General features: G+C 71.0%; 14 protein-coding genes. 11 read left to right on the forward strand and 3 right to left on the reverse strand.

Features of this window, described 5'->3' with window-relative positions:
* Nucleotides 1–42 precede the first annotated feature (42 nt).
* Complete coding sequence (locus ACIBVQ_RS35750) at nucleotides 43–924, forward strand: LysR family transcriptional regulator (protein WP_399183051.1); 882 nt, start codon at nucleotides 43–45, stop codon at nucleotides 922–924.
* Here the strand turns inward: ACIBVQ_RS35750 and ACIBVQ_RS35755 are convergent.
* On the reverse strand, nucleotides 889–3,210 hold the full coding sequence (locus ACIBVQ_RS35755) for a M28 family peptidase (RefSeq protein ID WP_399183053.1): 2,322 nt from the start codon (nucleotides 3,208–3,210) through the stop codon (nucleotides 889–891). The two genes, ACIBVQ_RS35750 and ACIBVQ_RS35755, sit on opposite strands and share 36 nt — an antisense overlap.
* Before the next feature lie 150 nt (nucleotides 3,211–3,360).
* Here ACIBVQ_RS35755 and ACIBVQ_RS35760 point away from each other — a divergent pair, with 150 nt between their 5' ends.
* The 3 genes from ACIBVQ_RS35760 to ACIBVQ_RS35770 are packed head-to-tail and all read left to right on the forward strand — an operon-like array spanning nucleotide 3,361 to nucleotide 5,685.
* Nucleotides 3,361–3,978 carry a DedA family protein gene (locus tag ACIBVQ_RS35760; RefSeq protein WP_399183055.1) on the forward strand — a complete coding sequence of 206 codons (618 nt, stop codon included), beginning with the start codon at nucleotides 3,361–3,363 and terminating at the stop codon, nucleotides 3,976–3,978.
* Nucleotides 3,962–5,044: a sensor histidine kinase gene (locus ACIBVQ_RS35765; protein WP_399183057.1), complete on the forward strand. Its 1,083-nt coding sequence runs from the start codon at nucleotides 3,962–3,964 to the stop codon at nucleotides 5,042–5,044. The genes ACIBVQ_RS35760 and ACIBVQ_RS35765 overlap by 17 nt, the downstream gene beginning before the upstream one ends.
* Nucleotides 5,035–5,685, forward strand: a complete 651-nt coding sequence (locus ACIBVQ_RS35770) for a response regulator transcription factor (RefSeq protein ID WP_352015277.1) — start codon at nucleotides 5,035–5,037, stop codon at nucleotides 5,683–5,685. Before ACIBVQ_RS35765 ends, ACIBVQ_RS35770 begins: the two co-directional genes overlap by 10 nt.
* Here the strand turns inward: ACIBVQ_RS35770 and ACIBVQ_RS35775 are convergent.
* Nucleotides 5,626–6,267 (reverse strand): TetR/AcrR family transcriptional regulator, encoded by a 642-nt coding sequence (locus ACIBVQ_RS35775; protein ID WP_399183059.1) that lies wholly within the window; start codon nucleotides 6,265–6,267, stop codon nucleotides 5,626–5,628. The two genes, ACIBVQ_RS35770 and ACIBVQ_RS35775, sit on opposite strands and share 60 nt — an antisense overlap.
* A gap of 40 nt (nucleotides 6,268–6,307) precedes the next feature.
* Between ACIBVQ_RS35775 and ACIBVQ_RS35780 the strand changes: the two genes are divergently transcribed.
* Nucleotides 6,308–7,144 (forward strand): helix-turn-helix transcriptional regulator, encoded by an 837-nt coding sequence (locus ACIBVQ_RS35780; RefSeq protein WP_399183061.1) that lies wholly within the window; start codon nucleotides 6,308–6,310, stop codon nucleotides 7,142–7,144.
* A gap of 69 nt (nucleotides 7,145–7,213) precedes the next feature.
* A complete protein-coding gene (locus tag ACIBVQ_RS35785) occupies nucleotides 7,214–7,966 on the forward strand; it encodes a glucose 1-dehydrogenase (protein ID WP_399183063.1) in 753 nt (250 codons plus the stop codon).
* A 15-nt stretch (nucleotides 7,967–7,981) separates the two neighbouring features.
* Here the strand turns inward: ACIBVQ_RS35785 and ACIBVQ_RS35790 are convergent, their stop codons facing one another.
* Nucleotides 7,982–8,587 (reverse strand): DUF1707 domain-containing protein, encoded by a 606-nt coding sequence (locus ACIBVQ_RS35790; protein ID WP_399183065.1) that lies wholly within the window; start codon nucleotides 8,585–8,587, stop codon nucleotides 7,982–7,984.
* A 410-nt stretch (nucleotides 8,588–8,997) separates the two neighbouring features.
* Between ACIBVQ_RS35790 and ACIBVQ_RS35795 the strand changes: the two genes are divergently transcribed.
* The 5 genes from ACIBVQ_RS35795 to ACIBVQ_RS35815 all read left to right on the forward strand — a co-directional run bounded on the left by ACIBVQ_RS35795 (nucleotide 8,998) and on the right by ACIBVQ_RS35815 (nucleotide 19,182).
* Nucleotides 8,998–15,468 carry a metallophosphoesterase gene (locus tag ACIBVQ_RS35795; RefSeq protein WP_399183067.1) on the forward strand — a complete coding sequence of 2,157 codons (6,471 nt, stop codon included), beginning with the start codon at nucleotides 8,998–9,000 and terminating at the stop codon, nucleotides 15,466–15,468.
* Nucleotides 15,469–15,719: 251 nt separating this feature from the next.
* Complete coding sequence (locus tag ACIBVQ_RS35800; protein WP_362913798.1) at nucleotides 15,720–16,169, forward strand: SRPBCC domain-containing protein; 450 nt, start codon at nucleotides 15,720–15,722, stop codon at nucleotides 16,167–16,169.
* On the forward strand, nucleotides 16,166–16,504 hold the full coding sequence (locus ACIBVQ_RS35805; protein ID WP_352015293.1) for a helix-turn-helix domain-containing protein: 339 nt from the start codon (nucleotides 16,166–16,168) through the stop codon (nucleotides 16,502–16,504). Before ACIBVQ_RS35800 ends, ACIBVQ_RS35805 begins: the two co-directional genes overlap by 4 nt.
* A gap of 127 nt (nucleotides 16,505–16,631) precedes the next feature.
* Nucleotides 16,632–17,444, forward strand: coding sequence for an SDR family NAD(P)-dependent oxidoreductase (locus ACIBVQ_RS35810; protein WP_399183070.1), 813 nt, complete (start codon nucleotides 16,632–16,634; stop codon nucleotides 17,442–17,444).
* A 409-nt stretch (nucleotides 17,445–17,853) separates the two neighbouring features.
* Nucleotides 17,854–19,182 carry a sensor histidine kinase gene (locus ACIBVQ_RS35815; protein WP_399183072.1) on the forward strand — a complete coding sequence of 443 codons (1,329 nt, stop codon included), beginning with the start codon at nucleotides 17,854–17,856 and terminating at the stop codon, nucleotides 19,180–19,182.
* Nucleotides 19,183–19,254 lie beyond the last annotated feature (72 nt).

Below are 19,254 nucleotides of genomic sequence, written 5' to 3' on the forward strand. Positions count from 1 at the left end.
GCATCCTTACATTAACCGGGCTAATCGATTTGGGGACGCGCGGTGCCTGAGCTGGAGATGAGAGAGCTTGAGTGCTTCCTCACGCTGAGTGAGGAGCTGCACTTCGGGCACGCCGCGGAACGGCTGCGCGTCTCCCAGGGACGGGTCAGCCAGCTCCTGCGTTCGCTGGAGCGCAGGATCGGCGCCCGCCTCCTCGAACGCACCAGCCGCCGGGTACGGCTCACCCCGCTCGGCGAGCGTTTCCTGACGGACCTGCGTCCGGCCTACGACGCCCTGCGGCAGAGCGTCGAACGCGCCAGGACCGGGGCGCGCGGCGTCGAGGGGGTCGTGCGGATCGGCTTCTCCGGCTTCCTGAACGAGCAGGTCATGACGGCGATCAGGGCCTTCGAGGACCGGCACCCCGCCTGCGAGGTCGAGACCGTGGAGTACCCGCTGGCCGACCCGTTCGGCGGCGTGCGCCGGGGCGAGGTCGACGCGGCCGTCGTCCCGGCCCCGGTCAGGGAGCCCGACCTGGTCGCGGGGCCGCTCTTCTCCAAAGAGCCGATGACCCTGGTGGTCTCCGGCCGCCACCCCTTCGCGGGCCGGGAGTCGGTCTCCGCCGAGGAACTCGCCGACTGCGTGCTCGTCGACATCGCGGAACCCGCCCCGCGCTACTGGCGCGACCTGCAGGTTCCCGCCGTCACCCCCGGCGGCAGGCCCGTGCCCCGAGGGCCCGGGGTCAGCACCCTGCAGGAGGCGCTGACGCTGATCGCCGCCGGCCGGGGGGCGATGCTGCTCTGCGCGCCGAGCGCCCGCTACCACGGCCGCCCCGACATCGCCTTCGTCCCCGTCACCGGCCTGCCGGACTCCGCACTGACGTTCGTCCGGCACCGCGACAACGAGACCGCCTCACTGCGCGCCCTCGGCGACGCCCTCGCCGTGTGAGCCGCGGCGCAGCGTGTACCCCCGGGTGACCGCGACGAGGTCACCGTCCTCCCTGGTCGCCGCGACCAGTCCCGGGGGCCGGGGCACGAAGCCGGGCACCGCGGACAGGCCGTCGCTCTCGGAGATCGCGATGACACGGACCCGCTCGGCGGGCGACAGCCGTACGGTGACCCTGACTCCCTGGGAGGGGATGCCGCGGAAGCGGATCTCACTCGGCCAGGTGCCGGTGCGCGTACCGGTGACCTGGACGCCCGCCTGGCCGAACCGGCCCGCGGACACACCCGCCCAGGTGATCGGCCGGTCCAGCCGCAGCGTCACCGAACGGGCTCCCCGGCCCGCTGTCACGCGCATCGTGAGTGTGCCGCCGTCGTAGGAGGACACGACGACCCTCGGGCCGTCGGCCCTGATCGCCGGGGCGGTGCCCGTCCACAGCGACCCCCGCGCGTAGCCGGGCGGCAGCCCGTCAACGGCACGCGCCGAGACGTACCGCCTGGTCCACCCGGCGGGTTCGGGGTCCGCGCTGGCCCAGTGCGCGACGCGGGTGTCGGCGTCCATGACGTAGGCCAGGTGCGTACGGCGTGGCCGCTCGGCGTCGAACCCGTCCACGGCCAGCCCCGCGCCGACCAGGGCGAGAGCCAGCCCGGCCGCCGTCAAAGGTACGGCGCGCCCGAGCCGGAACAGTTCGACGAGCGGCGCGACGCCCAGCCAGAACAGCGCCAGCGCCAGGGCGCCCACCCCGCCGAGCGCCAGGCCCATCCCGTCGAAGGCGTTCCAGGCCAGGGAGGGCAGCACCGCGGCGGCCGTGACCGGCCCCAGCGTCGTCGCGACCGCCCGTACCCAGGCCGGCACGCCGGTCACGGACGCCGCCAGCGCGCCGAGCGCGCCCAGCAGCGCGGGCAGGGTGAACAGGAAGGCCGCTCCCGGGGCGAACCAGGCACACAGCGCGCCCAGCCCGGCCGACCAGACCAGCACGGCCGCCGACAGCGCGGCCGGGCCGAGCCTGCGGCGCAGCGGCAGGTACCAGCAGAGCACCGCCAGCGCGGACATGACCGCGATCGCCGCCTCGAAGGCCTGCGGGCGGTGCAGAAGTCCGCCCATCGTGTCGTACTCGGGCCGCAGGCCGACCAGCAGTTCCCACAGCCCCTGGGCCATGGCGACCGAGGCGAGCAGCGGCAGGACCGCCGAGACCGTCGCGACCGCCAGTCTGGGAAGGGTGAGCAGCCGCCGTACCCGGCCGAGGACCACCAGGCCCGCGACCGCCAGTACGGCCAGCGCCGCCAGGGGCGGGACGGCCGTGCCCGGGTAGGTGATCATGACGCCGAGGGCGCGGAAGTAGGTGACGTCGTGGTCGGAGGTCAGCGTCCGCAGGTCGGCGCCGCCCAGGGCGCGGGTCAGCGCCAGCATGGTGGAGCCGTGGTGCTGCAGGCTGCCGGGGTCGAGGTTCGCGACGGAGTCCGCCGCGGTGTGGTAGAGCGAGGAGCCCCTGATGTAGGCGAAGTTCATGCCGGTGAACCCGGCCCCGGTCAGCGGGGTGAAGTCGGTGTTGTTGGGCAGCAGCCGGTACATCTCGACCATGGAGGAGTCACCGCGCGGGGCGGGGACGGCGTCGGCGAACGTCTCGACCAGCCGGGCGTTGTTCCGTGAGGTCTCGAACATCAGTGAGGGGCCGCGCACTCCCCTGGCCTCCCAGTTCAGCAGCACCCCGCCCGCACGGCCGAGCGAATGCCGCCTGACGAACGCCTCGGCGCCGAGAACGCCGTCCTCCTCACCGTCCGACATCAGCAGCACGACGTCGTTGCGGAGGCCGGTTCCCGTGCGTAGTGCCCTGACCGTCTCGATCATCGCGGCCACCGCCGCGCCGTCGTCGGAGGCGCCGGGGCCCATCGCCGCCGAGTCGTAGTGGGCGGCGATGAGCACCGTACCTGTCGGGTCGGTCCCGGGAAGCCTGCCCACGATGTTGTCGACCTGGCCGAACGTCGCCAGCCCGGAGGCCGGGCGGGCTCCGACGGCCCGCTGCACCTCGACCTGGAGACCCTCGGCCCGCAGCCGTCCCACCAGGTAGTCCCTGGCCCGGTCACCCGCCGGACTTCCGATGGGCCGTGGCTCGGCGGCGAACTCCCTCAGGTGGTCCAGGGCGCGCCGCGCGCTGAACTCCCCGGCGGGGGCGGAGGCGGGCAGGGGCTGCATGGTGCTGTCGGCCATCGCGGACAGCACGACCACCGCCACCAGGACGACGAGTGCCGCCGGCCCCGTGAACGCCGTCTTCTTGAACATCTTCTTGAACACGGTCGGCGACGATAGGTACGGCCGACGGCTCCGCGACATGAGGCGCCTGCCCGAACCTCGCTGTGGTTTTCCGCAGGTGTGGTTTTCCACAACCGGAAACGGTCACGCACCTCATGGTGGCCATATCTCGACCTTCGTAACCTTCTGGGCATGACGGATTGGCTGGTAGCACTGATGGAAAGCCTCGGCGCCCCGGGGGCCGGGTTCGCGGTGGCGATGGAGAACCTCTTTCCTCCCATCCCGAGCGAGGTGATCCTGCCGCTGGCGGGCTTCGCCTCCTCCCAGGGGGAGATGAGTCTGCCGGCCGTACTGCTGTGGACCACGACGGGCTCGGTGGTCGGCGCGCTGGCGCTGTACTGGATCGGCGCGCTGCTCGGCCGGGAACGCACCCTGGCCCTGGCCGCCCGCATCCCGCTGCTGAAGGTCTCCGACATCGACAAGACCGAGGCGTGGTTCCTCAAGCACGGCCGCAAGACCGTGTTCTTCGGCAGAATGATCCCGATCTTCCGCAGCATGATCTCGATCCCGGCCGGGGTCGAACGCATGCCGCTGGGTGTCTTCACGGCGCTGACCACCGCGGGCAGCCTCATCTGGAACACCATCTTCGTGCTGGCCGGCTACCTCCTCGGGGAGAACTGGTCCCTGGTCGAGGCCTACGTCGGCGTGGGCACCAACGTGGTGATCGCCGTGGTCGCGCTGGCCGTGGTCGTCTTCGTGGGCCTCAGGCTGAACGAACGGTACAAGGGGCGGCATGCGAGCCGTCGTTAGGGGGCTGCGGTTGCTCGGGGCGGTGACCCTCGGCGCGTTCACCGCCCTGCTCGGCCTGGTCTTCGTCCTGGTGGCGCTGCCGCTCGCGGGGCGCCCCTGGGCGCGGGCGGCGGCCCGGCGGCTGGCCGTACTCGAAGTCCGGCGGCTCGGTCTCGACCTCTCCCCCCAGGGCGGGGGTGAGCTGGGCTACCTCGCGGCGAGGGTGCCGGTCGGCGTGCTCGGCGGCCTGGTGGTCCTCCTGCTCGGGTACGGCACGGTCACGGCCGCCGTCCTGGCCTGGACGTGGGGCAGGGGCCTGCCGTTCGACGGCATGCCGCCGACCCCTCCGCTGGTCGCCTACATCGGCCTGGCGGGGGTCTTCCTGCTCTTCCTGCACCTGTCCGGCCTGGTGGGGGCGGACGTGCTCGAACGGCGGCTGGCCATACGGATGCTCGCCCCCGACCCGACCGAGGCGCTGCGGCGCAGGATCACCGAGCTGACCGAGAGCAGGGCGGGGGCGCTGGCGGCGGTCGACTCCGAGCGGCGCAGGATCGAACGTGACCTGCACGACGGGGTGCAGCAGCGGCTGGTCGCGCTGTCGATGCTGGCCGGACGGGCCCGCAGGGGACGGCCCGAGCTGCTCGAACAGCTGCACGAGCAGGCCCAGCAGGCGCTGACCGAGCTTCGCGAGGTGGCCTGGCGGGTCTATCCTTCGGCACTCGACTCGCTGGGGTTCGCCGAGGCGCTGGCCGGGGTCGCCGAACGCGCCGGGGTCCCGGTCAAGGTCGTCGGAGCGCCGCCGGAACGGCTGCCCAGGACGGTCGAGACGGCGGCCTACTTCGTGGTCAGCGAGGCGGTGACCAACGCCGACAAGCACTCGGGGGCGGACCTGGTCACCGTCGAGGTCCGCGAACAGGGCACGATGGTCCTCGTGCGTGTGGAGGACAACGGCGCCGGTGGCGCCGACGCGACGGGGGACGGTCTGTCCGGACTGGCGGGCCGGGTGGCCGCGCTCGACGGCCGCCTCACCGTGACCAGCCCGGACGGCGGGCCGACCGTGATCACGGCGGAGCTGCCATGCGGGTGATCCTGGCCGAGGACTCGACCCTGCTCAGGGAGGGCCTGGTCCGGCTGCTGGCCGAGGAGGGGCACGAGGTGCTCGCCGCCGTGGGCGACGGCGAGGCCCTGGTCGAGGCCGTCTCCGAGGCCGGAGCGGAGCTCGACGTGGTGGTGGCCGACGTCCGGATGCCGCCGACGCACACCGACGAGGGCCTGCGCGCGGCCCTGGAGATCAGGCGGCTCCGGCCGGACGTCAGGGTGCTGGTGCTGTCGCAGTACGTGGAGAAGAAGTACGCGACCGAGCTGATGAGCGGCGACATCTCCGGGGTCGGCTACCTGCTCAAGGACCGGGTGGCCCAGGTGAGCGACTTCCTTGAGGCACTCGACCGGGTCGGAGCCGGGGGGACGGCCTTCGACCCCGAGGTGGTACGGCAGTTGCTCGCCCGCACCAGCCACGCCGACCCGCTGACCCGGCTGACCGCCCGGGAGCGGCAGGTGGTCGAGCTGATGGCGCAGGGGCTGACCAACGCCTCGATCGCGCAGACGCTGCACGTGTCGCAGAGCGCGGTCGAGAAGCACGTCAACGCCCTGTTCGACAAGCTTGAGCTGTCACACACCACCGGTTACAGCCGACGGGTCCTGGCCGTGCTGCGCTATCTCGGCTCCTGAGGAGCGCCCGCCGGGCAGGGAGTCGAGCCAGTCCAGGAGGCGGTTCCCCTCGCGGACCATGATCTCCGGGTCGCGCAGGGCGTTGGTCAGCAGCGACATGCCCTGGTAGGCGCCGACGAGCGTGAGCGCCAGGCCGTCCGGATCGGGGGCGCCCAGTTCGCGGAACTGCCGCTCGGCCCAGTCGAGCAGCAGCCGGATGGCCCTGCCCGCCTCGACGTCCATGCCCCCGTCCTCGCGTTTGTCCAGCTCGACGGCCAGGGTCCCGGTCGGGCAGCCGTAGCGGGCCGCGACGTCGCGCTGGCCGATCCAGCCGCCGACCAGGGCCTTGAGGCGTTCGCGCGGGTCGGGGAGCCTGTCGAGTTCGTCGGTGAGGCCCGCCAGGTGCCCGGCGTGCTCGGCCAGGGCCGCCTGGACCAGCGCGTCCTTGGTCTTGAAGTAGTAGTACACGTTCCCGACGGGGACGTCGGCGGCGTTGGCGATGTCGGCGATGGTGGTGCGCTCCACGCCCTGCCGGTGCAGGACCTGGGCGGCGGCGACCATCAGCTGCCGCCGCTTGCCCGCCGATTTCTTTGAGTCAGCCACCTGACTAACAATAGTCGATCCCTGTGGCTATCGTGGGGACATGACCATCGAGGCGATCGGCGACTCCACCCGGCGGCGCGAACGGCTCCGTGACTTCCTGCGCGCCCGCCGGGCCCGGCTCACCCCCGGCGACGTCGGCATCCCCACGGCCGGACGGCGCCGGACCCCGGGGCTGCGGCGCGAGGAGGTGGCGCTGCTGGCCGGGGTCGGGGTCTCCTGGTACACCTGGCTCGAACAGGGCCGCGACATCACCGTCTCGACCGGCGTGCTCGACGCGATCGCCGGGGCACTGCGCCTGGGCGAACCCGAACGAGCCCACCTCTACTCCCTGGCCGGTCTCAACCCGCCGCCCGCCGGGCGGACGCCCGCGAACGAGGTCACCCCCGAGCTGCGGCGCCTGCTCGACGGGTGGGAGGGACGGCCCGCGGTGCTGCGCGACAGGAACTGGGACGTGCTGGCGTTCAACGAGACGGCGCGGAGCGTGTTCGGCTTCGCCGAGGGGACCGCCCACAACTGCCTGGTCACCTTCTTCACCAGCCCCCGCTATCTCGCCATGCGCGAGACGTGGGTCTCGGCCGCCCCCGCCGTCGTGGCCGCCTACCGCGCCGACTGGGCGCGTTTCCCCGGCGACGCCGGATTCGAGCGGGTGGTCGCCGACCTCGGCGTCGTCAGCCCCGACTTCGCCGAACTGTGGGAACGCCACGAGGTGGGCGTCCCGGCCCAGGCCGTCAACGCCCTGCGCCACCCCCGGGCCGGTGAGCTGTTCTTCGACGCGACGACCCTGACGGTCGCCGACCGCCCCGGCCTGAACCTCGTGCTGTACGACCCCCGCCCCGGCACCGTCGAGCGTCTCGCCGCCCTGACCCGCACGGCCTGAACCTGGTGGTGCCACACCCACGACAGGCGCGCACTGTATGCCCGCGCGCCGTACCGGCACGCTGGACCCATGACACGGTTCTCGGGAAAAGTCGCACTGATCACCGGCGGTACCAGCGGCATGGGCCTGGCCACCGCGCACCGGCTGCTCGCCGAAGGAGCCCGGGTCGTCGTCACAGGCCGTGACAGGGTACGGCTGGACGCCGCCGTGGCGAGCCTCGGCGACCGGGCGTTCGGGGTGGCCGGCGACGCGGCGAACCTCGCCGACCTGGACACACTGGCCTCGACCGTCCACGACCGGTACGGCGGGCTGGACGTGGTGTTCGCCAACGCGGGCGTCGGCGCCTTCCAGCCCTTCGGCGACGTCACCGAGGCCGAGTTCCACCGCGTCGTGGACATCAACCTCAAGGCGGTGTTCTTCACCGTCCAGAAGACGCTTCCCCTGCTGTCCGACGGGGGATCGGTCGTGATCAACGCGTCGTTCGCCCTGCACCGTGGAACGCCCGGCACGGCCCTCTACTCGGCGGCCAAGGCCGCGGCGCACAATCTGACCCGGACCCTCGCGGCCGAGCTGGCGCCACGGCGCATCCGGGTCAACTCCGTGAGCCCGGGCACCATCGACACCCCGGCGTTCCGCACCGAGGTCTCCGCCGAGGCCCGGGCCTCCCTCGCGGCCTCCATCGCCGCCGGACGCGTCGGCACCGCCGAGGAGGTCGCCGCCGTGGTCGCCTTCCTCACCTCCGGCGAGGCGTCCTACGTCAACGGCCAGGACATCCTCGTCGACGGCGGCCTCGTCAACTCCACCCCCGCACCGGTGCTGTGAGTCCCGCTCCCGGGCTCAGCGGTCCTTCCTGCGCTTGGCCTTGCCGCTCACGCCGCCGAACAGCGCCAGGCCCTTCACCACGATCACCGGCGCCGACGGGTCGATGTCCGGGCCGCCGTGCACGTCGAAGCCGCCGAAGATGCCCACACCCTGGCAGCGCACCTCCACCCCCTCGGGCACGATGATCTCGGCCCCGCCGAAGACGGCGTTGATCGTGATCTCGATCTCCTTCGCCTCGAACTCGGCGTCGGTCATGTCGAACCGCATCCCGCCGAAAAGGGCCAGACCCCTGATGCGCCGCCGTACCCGCCAGCGGCCCTTGCGGTCGGCGCCGCCGAAGATGGCGATGACGTTCTCGGGTTCTGAGTTCGTGCCCGGGACGTAGGACACCGGGCTCGTGGCCGGACGGTGCCGCTCGACCTGCAGATCGCTGGTGAGAACCTCAAGTTCCCCAACCGTCTTGGCCTGGTAGAGCCTGTCCAGGCGTTCGGAGTACTCCTCGTAGGCCAGCTGACCGGTGCTCAGGGCCTCACCGAGCAGGGCGGAGACCTGCTCCCTGTTGCTGTCCGAGGCGCGCAGGTTCGACGTCTGGGGGTCCCTGCGCTGAGGGAAGTTTTCCATGAAAGTCACGATAGTTCTCATTTATCACGACAGAGAGCGCGCAAAAGGGGCCGAGTCTCCGTACCGGCGCGCACCCCGCCACCCCGAGCCCGGCGGCCGAGGCTTACGGCGCAGGTCACCGGACCGGTCCGGCCTGCCGTTCACGGCACTCGGGAGGCGGTGCGCGTGCGCCGCCGCGGGCCGGTCGGTCATGGCGGTCTCCGCGCGCGGCCGTCGACCGGACGCGACCGGGGTGCCGCCCGTCTGATCACCGAACAAGCCCGTTGGGCGCCTTGTCTGATAGATCCAAAATGTGATCATTGTCGGGATTTGTTGATCGTTCACCTTCACTACACGCACGCGCAGTGAGCCGTTCCACCCGCCGTGATTTCTGTGATCAGCACACTCGAATCACCTGAAACGGCAGAAACATGACGCGCAGCAGCGCACCACGACCCCCTGCCTGGCCCGGTGCGATCACCGCGATCGCACTCGCGGCCGGCGCACTCGTCGTCGCGCCGGCCTCCCCGGCCTCGGCGGCCTCGGCGACCGAGAACCGGCCGACCTACCTCGGCAAGTCCCTGTACACCGGTGAGTTCCACGCGCACACCGGGATGAGCGACGGAGCCGAGAACCCGAGCGCGGCGTTCACCTACGTACGCGACAAGACGGACGCGGACTTCTTCGCCCTCACCGAGCACGACGTGATGTGGGACATCCGCAACGGCGACGACTTCATCAAGGACTGGCGGGACGCCGACTCGGACGAGTGGCGCGCCCTGCACGAGCTGGCGGACAAGTTCAACGCGTCCCAGACCGAGCTCACCGTGGCCCCCGCCATCGAGAACACCTGGTACGACGGCACCGGCCACATCAACCTCTTCAACACCAGCTGGCACGCGACGGCCAGGGCCACGGAGAAGGGCACCGTCGACGGGTTCGCCAACGGCTTCGGCGTCGGCGACATGAAGTACGACTACTTCACCTACCTCGCCCGCCTCAAGCAGGACCCGAACGCGATCGGCCAGTTCAACCACCCCTCACCCACGGGCAAGGGCGAGTTCTTCGGCTTCAAGGGCCTGGACAGGACCGCCGACGAACGCATGGAGCTGATCGAGGTCAAGTCCCCGGACCAGGCCAGGGAGTTCCAGAAGGCCCTTGACGCGGGCTGGCACCTGTCCCCGGTCTGGAACGGCGACGAGCACTCCGCCACCTGGGTCACGAGCAACCCGTCGATCACCGGCATCTGGGCCAGGGGCAGGAGCCTGGACGACCTCTACGCGGCGATGCGCGACCGCAGCACGTACTCCACCGGAGACGTCAACGCCGTCCTCGCCTTCGGCGGCAACGGCAAGCTGATGGGCTCGATCCTGCCCGCGGGCACCACCACCCTGGACGCCGAGCTCCAGCTGAGGGACCCCGACGCCAAGGACTCCTTCACCGGCGCGCAGCTGATCACCAACGGCGGGAAGGTCGCCCACGACTTCGGCAGGCTGAGCGGCAACGACCTGACGCTGAGGAAGAAACTGGACGTCAAGAACGGCGACTTCTACTACGTCCGCGCCGACCAGGCCGACGGCAACTTCCTGGTCTCCGCCCCGATCTGGATCGGCGAGACGACGAGCGGCGCGAACTACGCCCCGCAGATCACCGTCGCCGACGTGCCCGCCACCGCCCGGTACGGCCAGGCGGTCACGCTGCCGCAGGTGAGCGCGACCGACGACTCCGGCGGGCAGCCGACCACCGCCCTTGAGGTGTGGGACTCCGCGGGCCAGGTCCCGGTCAAGGACGGCGCCTTCCAGATCCGCTCCTACGACGACACGTTCGTCGTCGTGAAGGCGACCGACGACAAGGGCAACACCAACGCCGAGCTGCGCCGGATCCAGATCGACCAGCGGACGCAGGACCCGGCGGGCGTGTTCCGCTTCACCAACAACGTGGCCGTGGGCGCCGAGCCCGGCACGGCGGGCATCGCCGTCACGACCGACCGGGACATCCAGCGCGTCTACGCGCAGATCCTGCCGGAGGGCGGCGACGACTGGTCCAGGGCCCAGGTCCTCACCTCGACCGGCGACAGCCCGTACGAGACGTCGACCGTCGGCAACGACGAGCCCAAGTTCCAGCACTCCGTCACGGGCCAGACGCTGCGCTCCCACGAGTTCCGGCTCACCGGCCTGAAGGTCGGCACGTCCTACCGGTACCGCCTCGGCGTCACCAGGAACGGCGCCGCCCCGAAGGCCGCCGACACGGCCGCCTGGACGGACGTCAAGGGCCGGTTCCTCGCGGGCGGGACCGACAGCGAGCCCGTCTACATCCTCGGCGACGTCCAGGTCCCCGACAGCAACGCCGACAGCCTCAAGCTGCCGGGCAAGGTCCTCGACCAGCTGAAGGCCAAGGCTCCCGGCGGCGGCACCGTCATGCAGCTCGGCGACCTCGTCGAGGACGGCGGCCGCACCAGGATGTGGAGCGAGATCAACGACGCGCTCCTGTCCGGCCTCGACACGCAGTACGCGGCCGTCAAGGGCAACCACGAGACCTACGAGGACCCCGACTACAACTCGGTCGCCGTCGAGCCCGCCTCGGTCTTCACCAACATGTTCGCGCTGCCCAAGAACGGCGCCGTGGGCGAGGCCAACTACTCGTTCGACCGCGGGCAGATCCACTTCTCCGTCCTCAGCTCCACCGCCCGTCTCGACGACCAGCTCGCCTGGCTGGTGAAGGACGTCCGGGCCTCGGACAAGAAGTGGAACGTCGCTCTCGGGCACTTCTCCTACTACGGCGGCCGCCACGGGGCCGACGCGGGCATGGACATCGACCGCGAGAAGGTCACGCGCGTCCTCGACCAGCTTGGCGTCGACATGTACATCGGCGCCCACGACCACGTCTACAAGCGCTCGACGATCTACGAGGGCCGGCTGGCCCGGACGCCGGAGGAGACGGCCGAGGGCACCACCTTCGTGACGATGGGCTCCTCCGGCCCCAAGTTCTACGAGAACGCGAAGCACTGGTGGGACGACAAGGTCGACGACGAGGACGTCCAGATGGGCGGTGTCCTGACGGCCACCGACGCGGGCCTGCGACTGACGGCGTACAAGATCGACGGCCGGGTGGTCGACGACTTCACCGTCACCAAGCCGCAGGGCACCTGGAAGGTCTCCTCCGCCGAGATCAAGAATCGTGAGCTGGACGGCGTCGGACTCATCTCCTCCCCGGGCAGCCTCGACAGGCTGACCGTCATGGCCGCGGCGTACGACGCCTCGCAGCAGAAGATGATCGACGTGCGCTCGGCCGACGTCACGCTCAACCACACCGGCCGTGAGCAGTACATCAGTTTCGACAAGCCGCTCGCGGTCGCGCCGAGCTCGACCGTCAGGCTGTTCGTCTGGGACTCGCTGAGGTCCGGCAAACCGCTGCGGCCCGCCGTGACCCTGCGCGAGGGCCTGGCCGGTGACGGCACCGCCCAGACCCCCTACCTGATCGACTCCGCCGACGACCTGGCGAAGATCGACAACGATCCGGCCGGGCACTACAGGCTCGCCGGCGACCTGAACCTGAGCGGCCTCGGCCGTTCCCAGATCGGCCGCACGATCGCCTTCACCGGCGTGTTCGACGGCGCCGGGCACACCGTCTCCGGCCTGTCCGCGATCCCCGGCCAGGGGCCCGGCCTGTTCGCCGACAACCACGGCACGATCGTGAACCTGGTCGTCAACGGCGAGGCGACCACCGACCGCACCCCGGCCGGTCTCGTCGCCGACATCAACCACGGCACGATCGAGCGGGTCCGTGCCGACGGGTCGCTGACCGCCGCGAGCTATGTCGGCGGCATCACCGGCCACCAGTTCGGCATCGTCCGCGACAGCGTCTCGACGGTGAACGTCAAGGCCACGGCCCAGTACGTCGGCGGCGTCGTCGGCGTCGCCATGGGCGGCTCCGTCACCCAGAACGTGCTGGCCACCGGCTCGGTCACCTCGGCCGGGGCGTCGGCGGGCGGCATCGCGGCCTACGGGTACGACGCGACCGAGGTCAGCCACTCGGTCGCGCTGAACTCGAACGTCTCCGGCACCAGCTACGCGCACGCCATCCTCGGCCGCGTGCTCGCCGGGCAGACGGCCTCGCTGGAGGACAACCACGTCAGCCGGGCCGTACCGATCAGTGGGCAGACGCTGACCGACCCGCCCGCGGCGGGCAACCAGAGGGGCAACGTCGTCCCCCCCGCCGAGCTCCGCAAGCAGTCCTTCTACGAGGCGCTCGGCTGGGACTTCACCAACGTCTGGCAGTGGAACGAGACCGGCGCGCGGCCGACCCTGAAGGTGGCGCCCGAGACGCTGCAGGCCGGCGAGGCGCCCCAGCTGCCGAAGGACGACAGGGGCTTCCACATCGTCAAGAGCGCCGACGACCTCGCCCAGATCGGTACGCACCTCTCGTATGACTACGTGCTCGGCGCCGACATCGACCTGAGCGGAAAACCGTTCACCACCCTGCCGGGCGCGTTCACCGGTGAGCTGGACGGCGCGGGCCACACGATCAAGGGCCTGACCTCGACCGGCGGCCTGTTCACGCAGGTGTCCGGAAACGTCCACGACCTCGCGATCGTCGGCGCCAAGGTGACCGGGACCACCGCGCGCGCGGGCATCCTGGCGGGCGCGAGCACCGGCACCGTCGAGCGTGTGTGGGTCTCCGGCTCGGTGACCGGGGCCTCGCGGGTCGGCGGTCTGCTCGGCGACTCCCAGGGCGTCGTCCGTGACGTCTACTCCACGGCGGACGTGCACGCGCTGTCCACCGAGGCGGGCGGGGTCATCGGCGTCGCGCTGGCGGGATCGCTCACCGAGCGGGCCTTCGCCACGGGTGCCGTCCTCGCCGACGGCCGCAACGACGGAGGCGTGGCCGGGTACGGCTACACCGGCACCACGATCAGGAACTCGATCGCGCTCAACCCGACCGTCACCGCGCCGTCCTGGGCGCACCGCTTCCTGGGCCGGGTGCTGGCGAACAACGTCGCCACGCTTGAGGGGAACTGGGCGGTCGAGACCCTCCAGGCCACCACGCAGCAGGAGACCACGATCGGTCCGGCGACGCTCAACGGCGCCACCGCGACCAGGGACGAGGCCCGCAGCCAGGACTTCTGGACCGGCAAGCTCGGCTTCGACCTCACCACGGTCTGGAAGTGGGACGAGGACGGCAGGCGGCCCGTACTGCGCGCCGTACCCGAGGACGTCCCCGCCGTCTCCGAGCCCGAGCCCACGGGCCCGGCTCTGGCGCGGGACACCGACGGCTTCTACCTCGTACGGCAGGCGGCCGACCTGGGTCAGATCACCGCCCACCCGGCGGAGAGGTTCCGGCTCGCCGCGGACCTCGACCTGACCGGCGTCGCCCCGATCGCCCCCGCGTTCACCGGCGAACTGGACGGGGCGGGACACACCCTGAGCGGTTACACCTCCTCCGTCGGCGGCCTGTTCGCCTCCGTCACCGGCAAGGTGCACGACCTGACCCTCGCCGGGGCCTCGGTGAACGCCACCACGGGGAACGTGGGCCCGCTGGCCGACCGTCTCGACGGCACCGTTGAGCGGGTCGCCACCAGCGGCTCGATCGTCGGCGCCACCACGGTCGGCGGCATCGTCGGCTACAGCTGCGGCGTGCTGCGCGACTCGTGGTCGGCGACGACCGTCTCGACGACCGGCGGCAAGTACGCGGGCGGACTCGTCGGCATCGCCGGCGGCGCCACCCAGTGCTCCGCGAGCGGCGGCAGCCTCACCGAGCGGAACTACGCCACCGGCGCGGTGACCGTACCGAAGAGCGAGGCCGCGGCCGGCATCAGCGGCTACGCCTACACCGGCACCACCATCCGGAACAACGTCGCGCTCAACCCGACGGTGACCGCGACCGGATGGGCCCACCGGATCGTCGCCCGCACCCTGAACGGGGGCGCGCCGACCGTCGAGCACAACCTCGCCGTCGAGACCCTGGTCGCGTCGGTGCAGAGCATCGGCTCCACCGCACCGGAGAGCTTCAACGGCACCACCGTCACCGTCGCGCAGGCCGCCGACCCGGCCACCTACGCGTCGATCGGATGGGACCTGGAGAAGGTCTGGCGGTGGGACACCGGCCTCGGCCGACCGGTCCTGCGCACCGCCCTGACGGCACCCGCCACCGCGCCGGAACCTGCGAGCCCTGCCGCCGAGAACCCCGCCACGGAGGAGACCGCGACGCCTGCCGCGGCGGCTTCGGCGGAGTCCGCGGCCTCGGCGCGGACCGTCGCGTTCACCACCGTGGTCCCAGCGGCGGCGGCCAAGGCCACCGAGACCGACGGCATCCGCCACCAGGCGGTCGTGAACGACAACGGCACCGTCACGGTGACGGTGTCAGCGGGGGCCGCCACGGCGGCCAAGCAGCTGTCGTTCCTCCTGCTGAAGGCCGGCGCCCCCGCGTCGGCTCCGGCCGGAGGCGACATCGCCTATCTCGGGGAGGCCCGCCTCGACGAGCAGGGCAACGCGACGCTGACCGTGCTCCTGAACCAGCCGGACGGGACGACTCTCGCGCTCAACACCTCCGGTGACACGAAGCGTTACGTCGCCCCGCTCCTGTCCCGGGTACCCGAGCCCACGGGGATGAGGGTGCTCCACGACACCGTCACCGCCACGGTCAAGACGCAGGGGAACGCCCCCGCCCAGGTGACGATCACCCTGATCTGCACGGGCAAGGGCAAGTGCCAGGAGGATGTCACCGTCTCCCACGGCGGCCGTCCTGTCGACGACAAGAAGGTCACGCTCCAGCCCGGCAAGACCCGGGACCTGAAGCTCAACCTCCGCGACGAGGCCCGCGCCGCCCTCCGCGACGGCAAGCCGATCGTCCTGGACGTCCGGATCGGCACGGCCCCGGCGGTCCAGGTGAAGGTCAACCCGTAAGGAGGCCCCGGCCTCTCCGACGACCCGAAAGCCCATGGCGCCCGCAGCCTTCTCGGCTGCGGGCGCCATGGCGCATCAGGGCGACGCCGCTACCAGACCTCCCCGTACGGGCATGGGCCGCGCCCTGACCGGCCGTGCCCATAACGCCCTCTTCGCCCAACCCCACGGTCTACACGCAACACAAGGTTGCGCATCACTGATGCGGCCGCTAGGTTAATGCGCAACCGATGGTTGCCTATTGGAGGTCCGTGGTGGAGTTCGGAAAGCTGGAGCGTGAGATCCACATCGACGCGGCGCCGGAGGTCGTGTTCGATGTGGTGAGTCGTCCCGAGCACATCAAGATGTGGTGGTCCGACGACGCGTCGTTCGAGCCCGAGCCAGGCGCCGTCGGTGAACTGGTGTGGGACGTCCCCGGCGTGGTCGAGTCGATCACGGTGGTCGACGTGGACCCGCCCCGCAGGTTCGCGATGCGCTGGGTCGCCCCTGACGGACAGCTACCCGATGCGGGCAACTCCCTTCTGATCACCTTCGAGCTCGAACCCTCCGGCGACGGCACGATTCTGCACCTGACCGAGAGCGGCTGGCGGGAGAAGGGCTGGGAGGCCGCCGTGCTTGAGAAGGCCTTCCACGAACACGAGCACGGCTGGGACACCTTCCTTCCCCTCCTGCGGAGCTACGCCTCTTCCGTGGTGGCGCGATGACCGTCGCCGTCGACGACGAACTCTGGTCGGCGATCGGCGACCCGATCAGGCGCCGTCTGCTCGACCTGCTGCTCGCGGAAGGCGTCGGTACGCCGACCAGCCTGAGCGATCGTCTCCCGATCTCGCGCCAGGCGGTCACCAAGCATCTGAACGTCCTCGATCGCGCGGGCCTCGTGCGCGCGACACCGATGGGCCGCGAGCGACGCTACGAAGTCGACGAGGCACAGCTCGCCCGTGCCGTACGGCAGCTGAACGAGGTCGGCAGAACCTGGGATGTACGGCTGAACCGCATCAAGCGCATCGCGGAACAGATCCAGCGTCAGAAAAACGACTGACCAACAGATCGACGTACCCGTGTGCCGGTGGCGGTGATCTCCGTCCCGGACGCCTGAACCGACGGTGCCGGTGTGCCATCGAGCCCGTGTAACCGTCCGAAGAATCAACCACCTTTGGGGGACAAACATGAGTGGATCGCTGCTCGGCGGCAGGAACGCTGTCATCTATGGGGGCGGGGGCGCCATCGGTGGCGCGATCGCCCGGGTGTTCGCCCGGGAAGGCGCGAGGGTGTTCATCGCCGGACGGACACAGGAGAGGCTCGACGCCGTGGCACGTGACATCGCCGCCACGGGCGGAGCGGTCGAGACCGCGCAGGTCGACGTTCTCGACCAACAGGCGGTCGAGAAGCACGCCGACACGGTCACGGCGACGGCCGGTGGCATCGACATCGCCGTCAACGCCGTGAGTGTCCCGCACGACCAGGGGACCTCGCTGGCGGACCTCTCGCTGGAGGAGTTCATGCGGCCGATCGACGGCTATCTGCGGGCGCTGTTCATCACGAGCAAGGCTGTGGCACGACACATGGGTCGCGAACGGCCCGGCGTCATCCTGACGCTGTCCGAGCCGGGCTCCAAGCTGGCTGTGAGCGGCATCCTGGGGCATGCTGTGAGCGCGGCGGGCAAGGAGGCCTTCTCCCGGGTTCTGGCCGCGGAACTGGCACCCGGCAACGTCCGGGTGATCGGCATCCGTCCACACGCCGCCGTCGACGCGCCCGCGGCGGGTTCCCACACCAAGGACCTCTTCGAGCAAGCCGCGACGGCGGCCGGGCAGTCGGTCCAGGAGCTGCTCGAAAGCGGAGCGATGGCGCAGGGAACGCTTCTGAAGAGACTGCCCACGCTCTCCGAGATCGCGGAGACGGCCGCGTTCCTGGCTTCGGACCGAGCCGGAGCCATGACCGGAACGATCGCCAACCTGACCGCCGGCGCACTTGTCGACTGAGACCGCCGCATCCGATCAACCCGACGACTTCGTTCCCCGCACCTCCTGGGCGTTCCGCCCAACGCCCAGGCCGTCGCCGACGCGGGCTTCCCGGTGGTCGTGACCTGCCCCTACGGGCGGTCAGGCGTCCGGATCACCGCCGTCCAACCGTCTTGAACGCCGGCGGCGCTCGGTAGGCGCACGCACTTACCCATCTCAGAGCGCAAGCGGCGGTTGAACAGCTCAACGCCCCAGACGTCCGGCATGGGAGTTCCTCGGCTGGTGCCGACAAGCTTGGTCCGAGGAACCTTGCCCGCCAGGTCGCAACGCTCCGCCGGTTCCAACTGGCGTGATCCGGCTCACCGGGGTGAGGCGAAAGATCCCTCCATGGTGTGATCTGGGTGATTGGCGGTCTCCATAGACTGGCCGGATGGCTTCTCCCCCCGCCCAGCGGGCGCGGCTGCGGCCCGTCGCCCGGCTGGGCCGCGCGCTCACCGCAGCCGTGTGGACCGGCAGGGCCGGTCCGTCACACCCCCGCCCCCGGTGGCTGACCCCCCGCGTGCCGGGGTTTCTGAGTCTGCTGCCGTTCCGCACGATCAACCTGGTCCTCGTCGCCGATCTCGTACTGGCCTTCATCCTGTTCCGCGCCGTGCAGGCGCTCATGAGGCACGAGTCGCTGTATATGGCGACGCCTCTGGACGGGGGAGAGATCGCGTTCATCGCCCTGACCTCCTCGCTGCCGCTGGCGCTGCGCGACCGCTGGCCGCTGATGGCCTGGCGGCTCGCGGTGGTGCTGATTCCCTGGGGGATCGTCACCCGCGGCCAGGACCTGGAGGCGGCCTTCTCCGCCGACGCCGTGATCATGTACCTGCTGGTGGTCTACGCGGTCGCGGTCCGCTGCGAGCGGCACGTCATCATCGGTGTGTGGATGATCTCGGCTGCCGCCCTGTGGATCTTCGGCATCCAATCCGACCCCAGCCTGCCCGGCGTGACGTTCATCGGCATCGCCATGGTGACCGTCACCGTCCTGTTCGGCTACAACGTCCAGGCCAGGAGGACGGCCGCCGGGCGGCTGGCCGAGGAGGAACGGCGCAGCGAGCAGGCGCTGGCCGGGCAGGCCGTCCTGGAGGAACGGGCCAGGATCGCCCGGGAGCTGCACGACGTGGTGGCGCACCACATGTCGGTGATCGCCATCCAGGCGGAGGCCATACCGCTGCAGGCGCGGGAGGACGCGCGGCTGCTGGAGGAGGGGCTCGGCGAGATCCGCGCGCTCTCGCTGGCCGCCATGACCGAGATGCGCCGCGTGCTGGGCGTGCTACGCGACGGGGACGGGCGTACGGACACCGCGCCGCAGCCGGGCCTGGGCCGCCTGGAGGAGCTCGCCGCCACCGCGCGCTCCGCAGGGCTCTCCGTGGAGCTCAAGCTGGGCGGCGACCTGCTCGACCTGCCCACCGCGGTGAATCTGTCGGCCTACCGGATCGTGCAGGAGTCGCTCAGCAACGCCATGCGGCACGCGCCCGGCTCGGCCGTCACGGTGAGGATCTACCGCTCGGGCGACGAGCTGAACATCCACGTGGCGGACGACGGCGGGGACCGCGCCGCCGCGGAGGCGGCGAAGGCGGGGCGCGAGAAGCACACGGGACACGGCCTGATCGGGATGCGGGAACGGGCCGCCATGCTCGGCGGGAGCGTGTGGGCGGGGCCGACGGGAAAGGGCTTCGCGGTCACCGCGATACTTCCGATCACTGAGGAAACATGACGATCAGGGTGCTCATCACCGAGACCAGGGCATGGTCAGAACCGGCTTCACCGTGTTCCTGGACGCCCGGTC

It is taken from the genome of Streptosporangium sp. NPDC049376 (assembly GCF_044466505.1).
Classification (GTDB): domain Bacteria; phylum Actinomycetota; class Actinomycetes; order Streptosporangiales; family Streptosporangiaceae; genus Streptosporangium.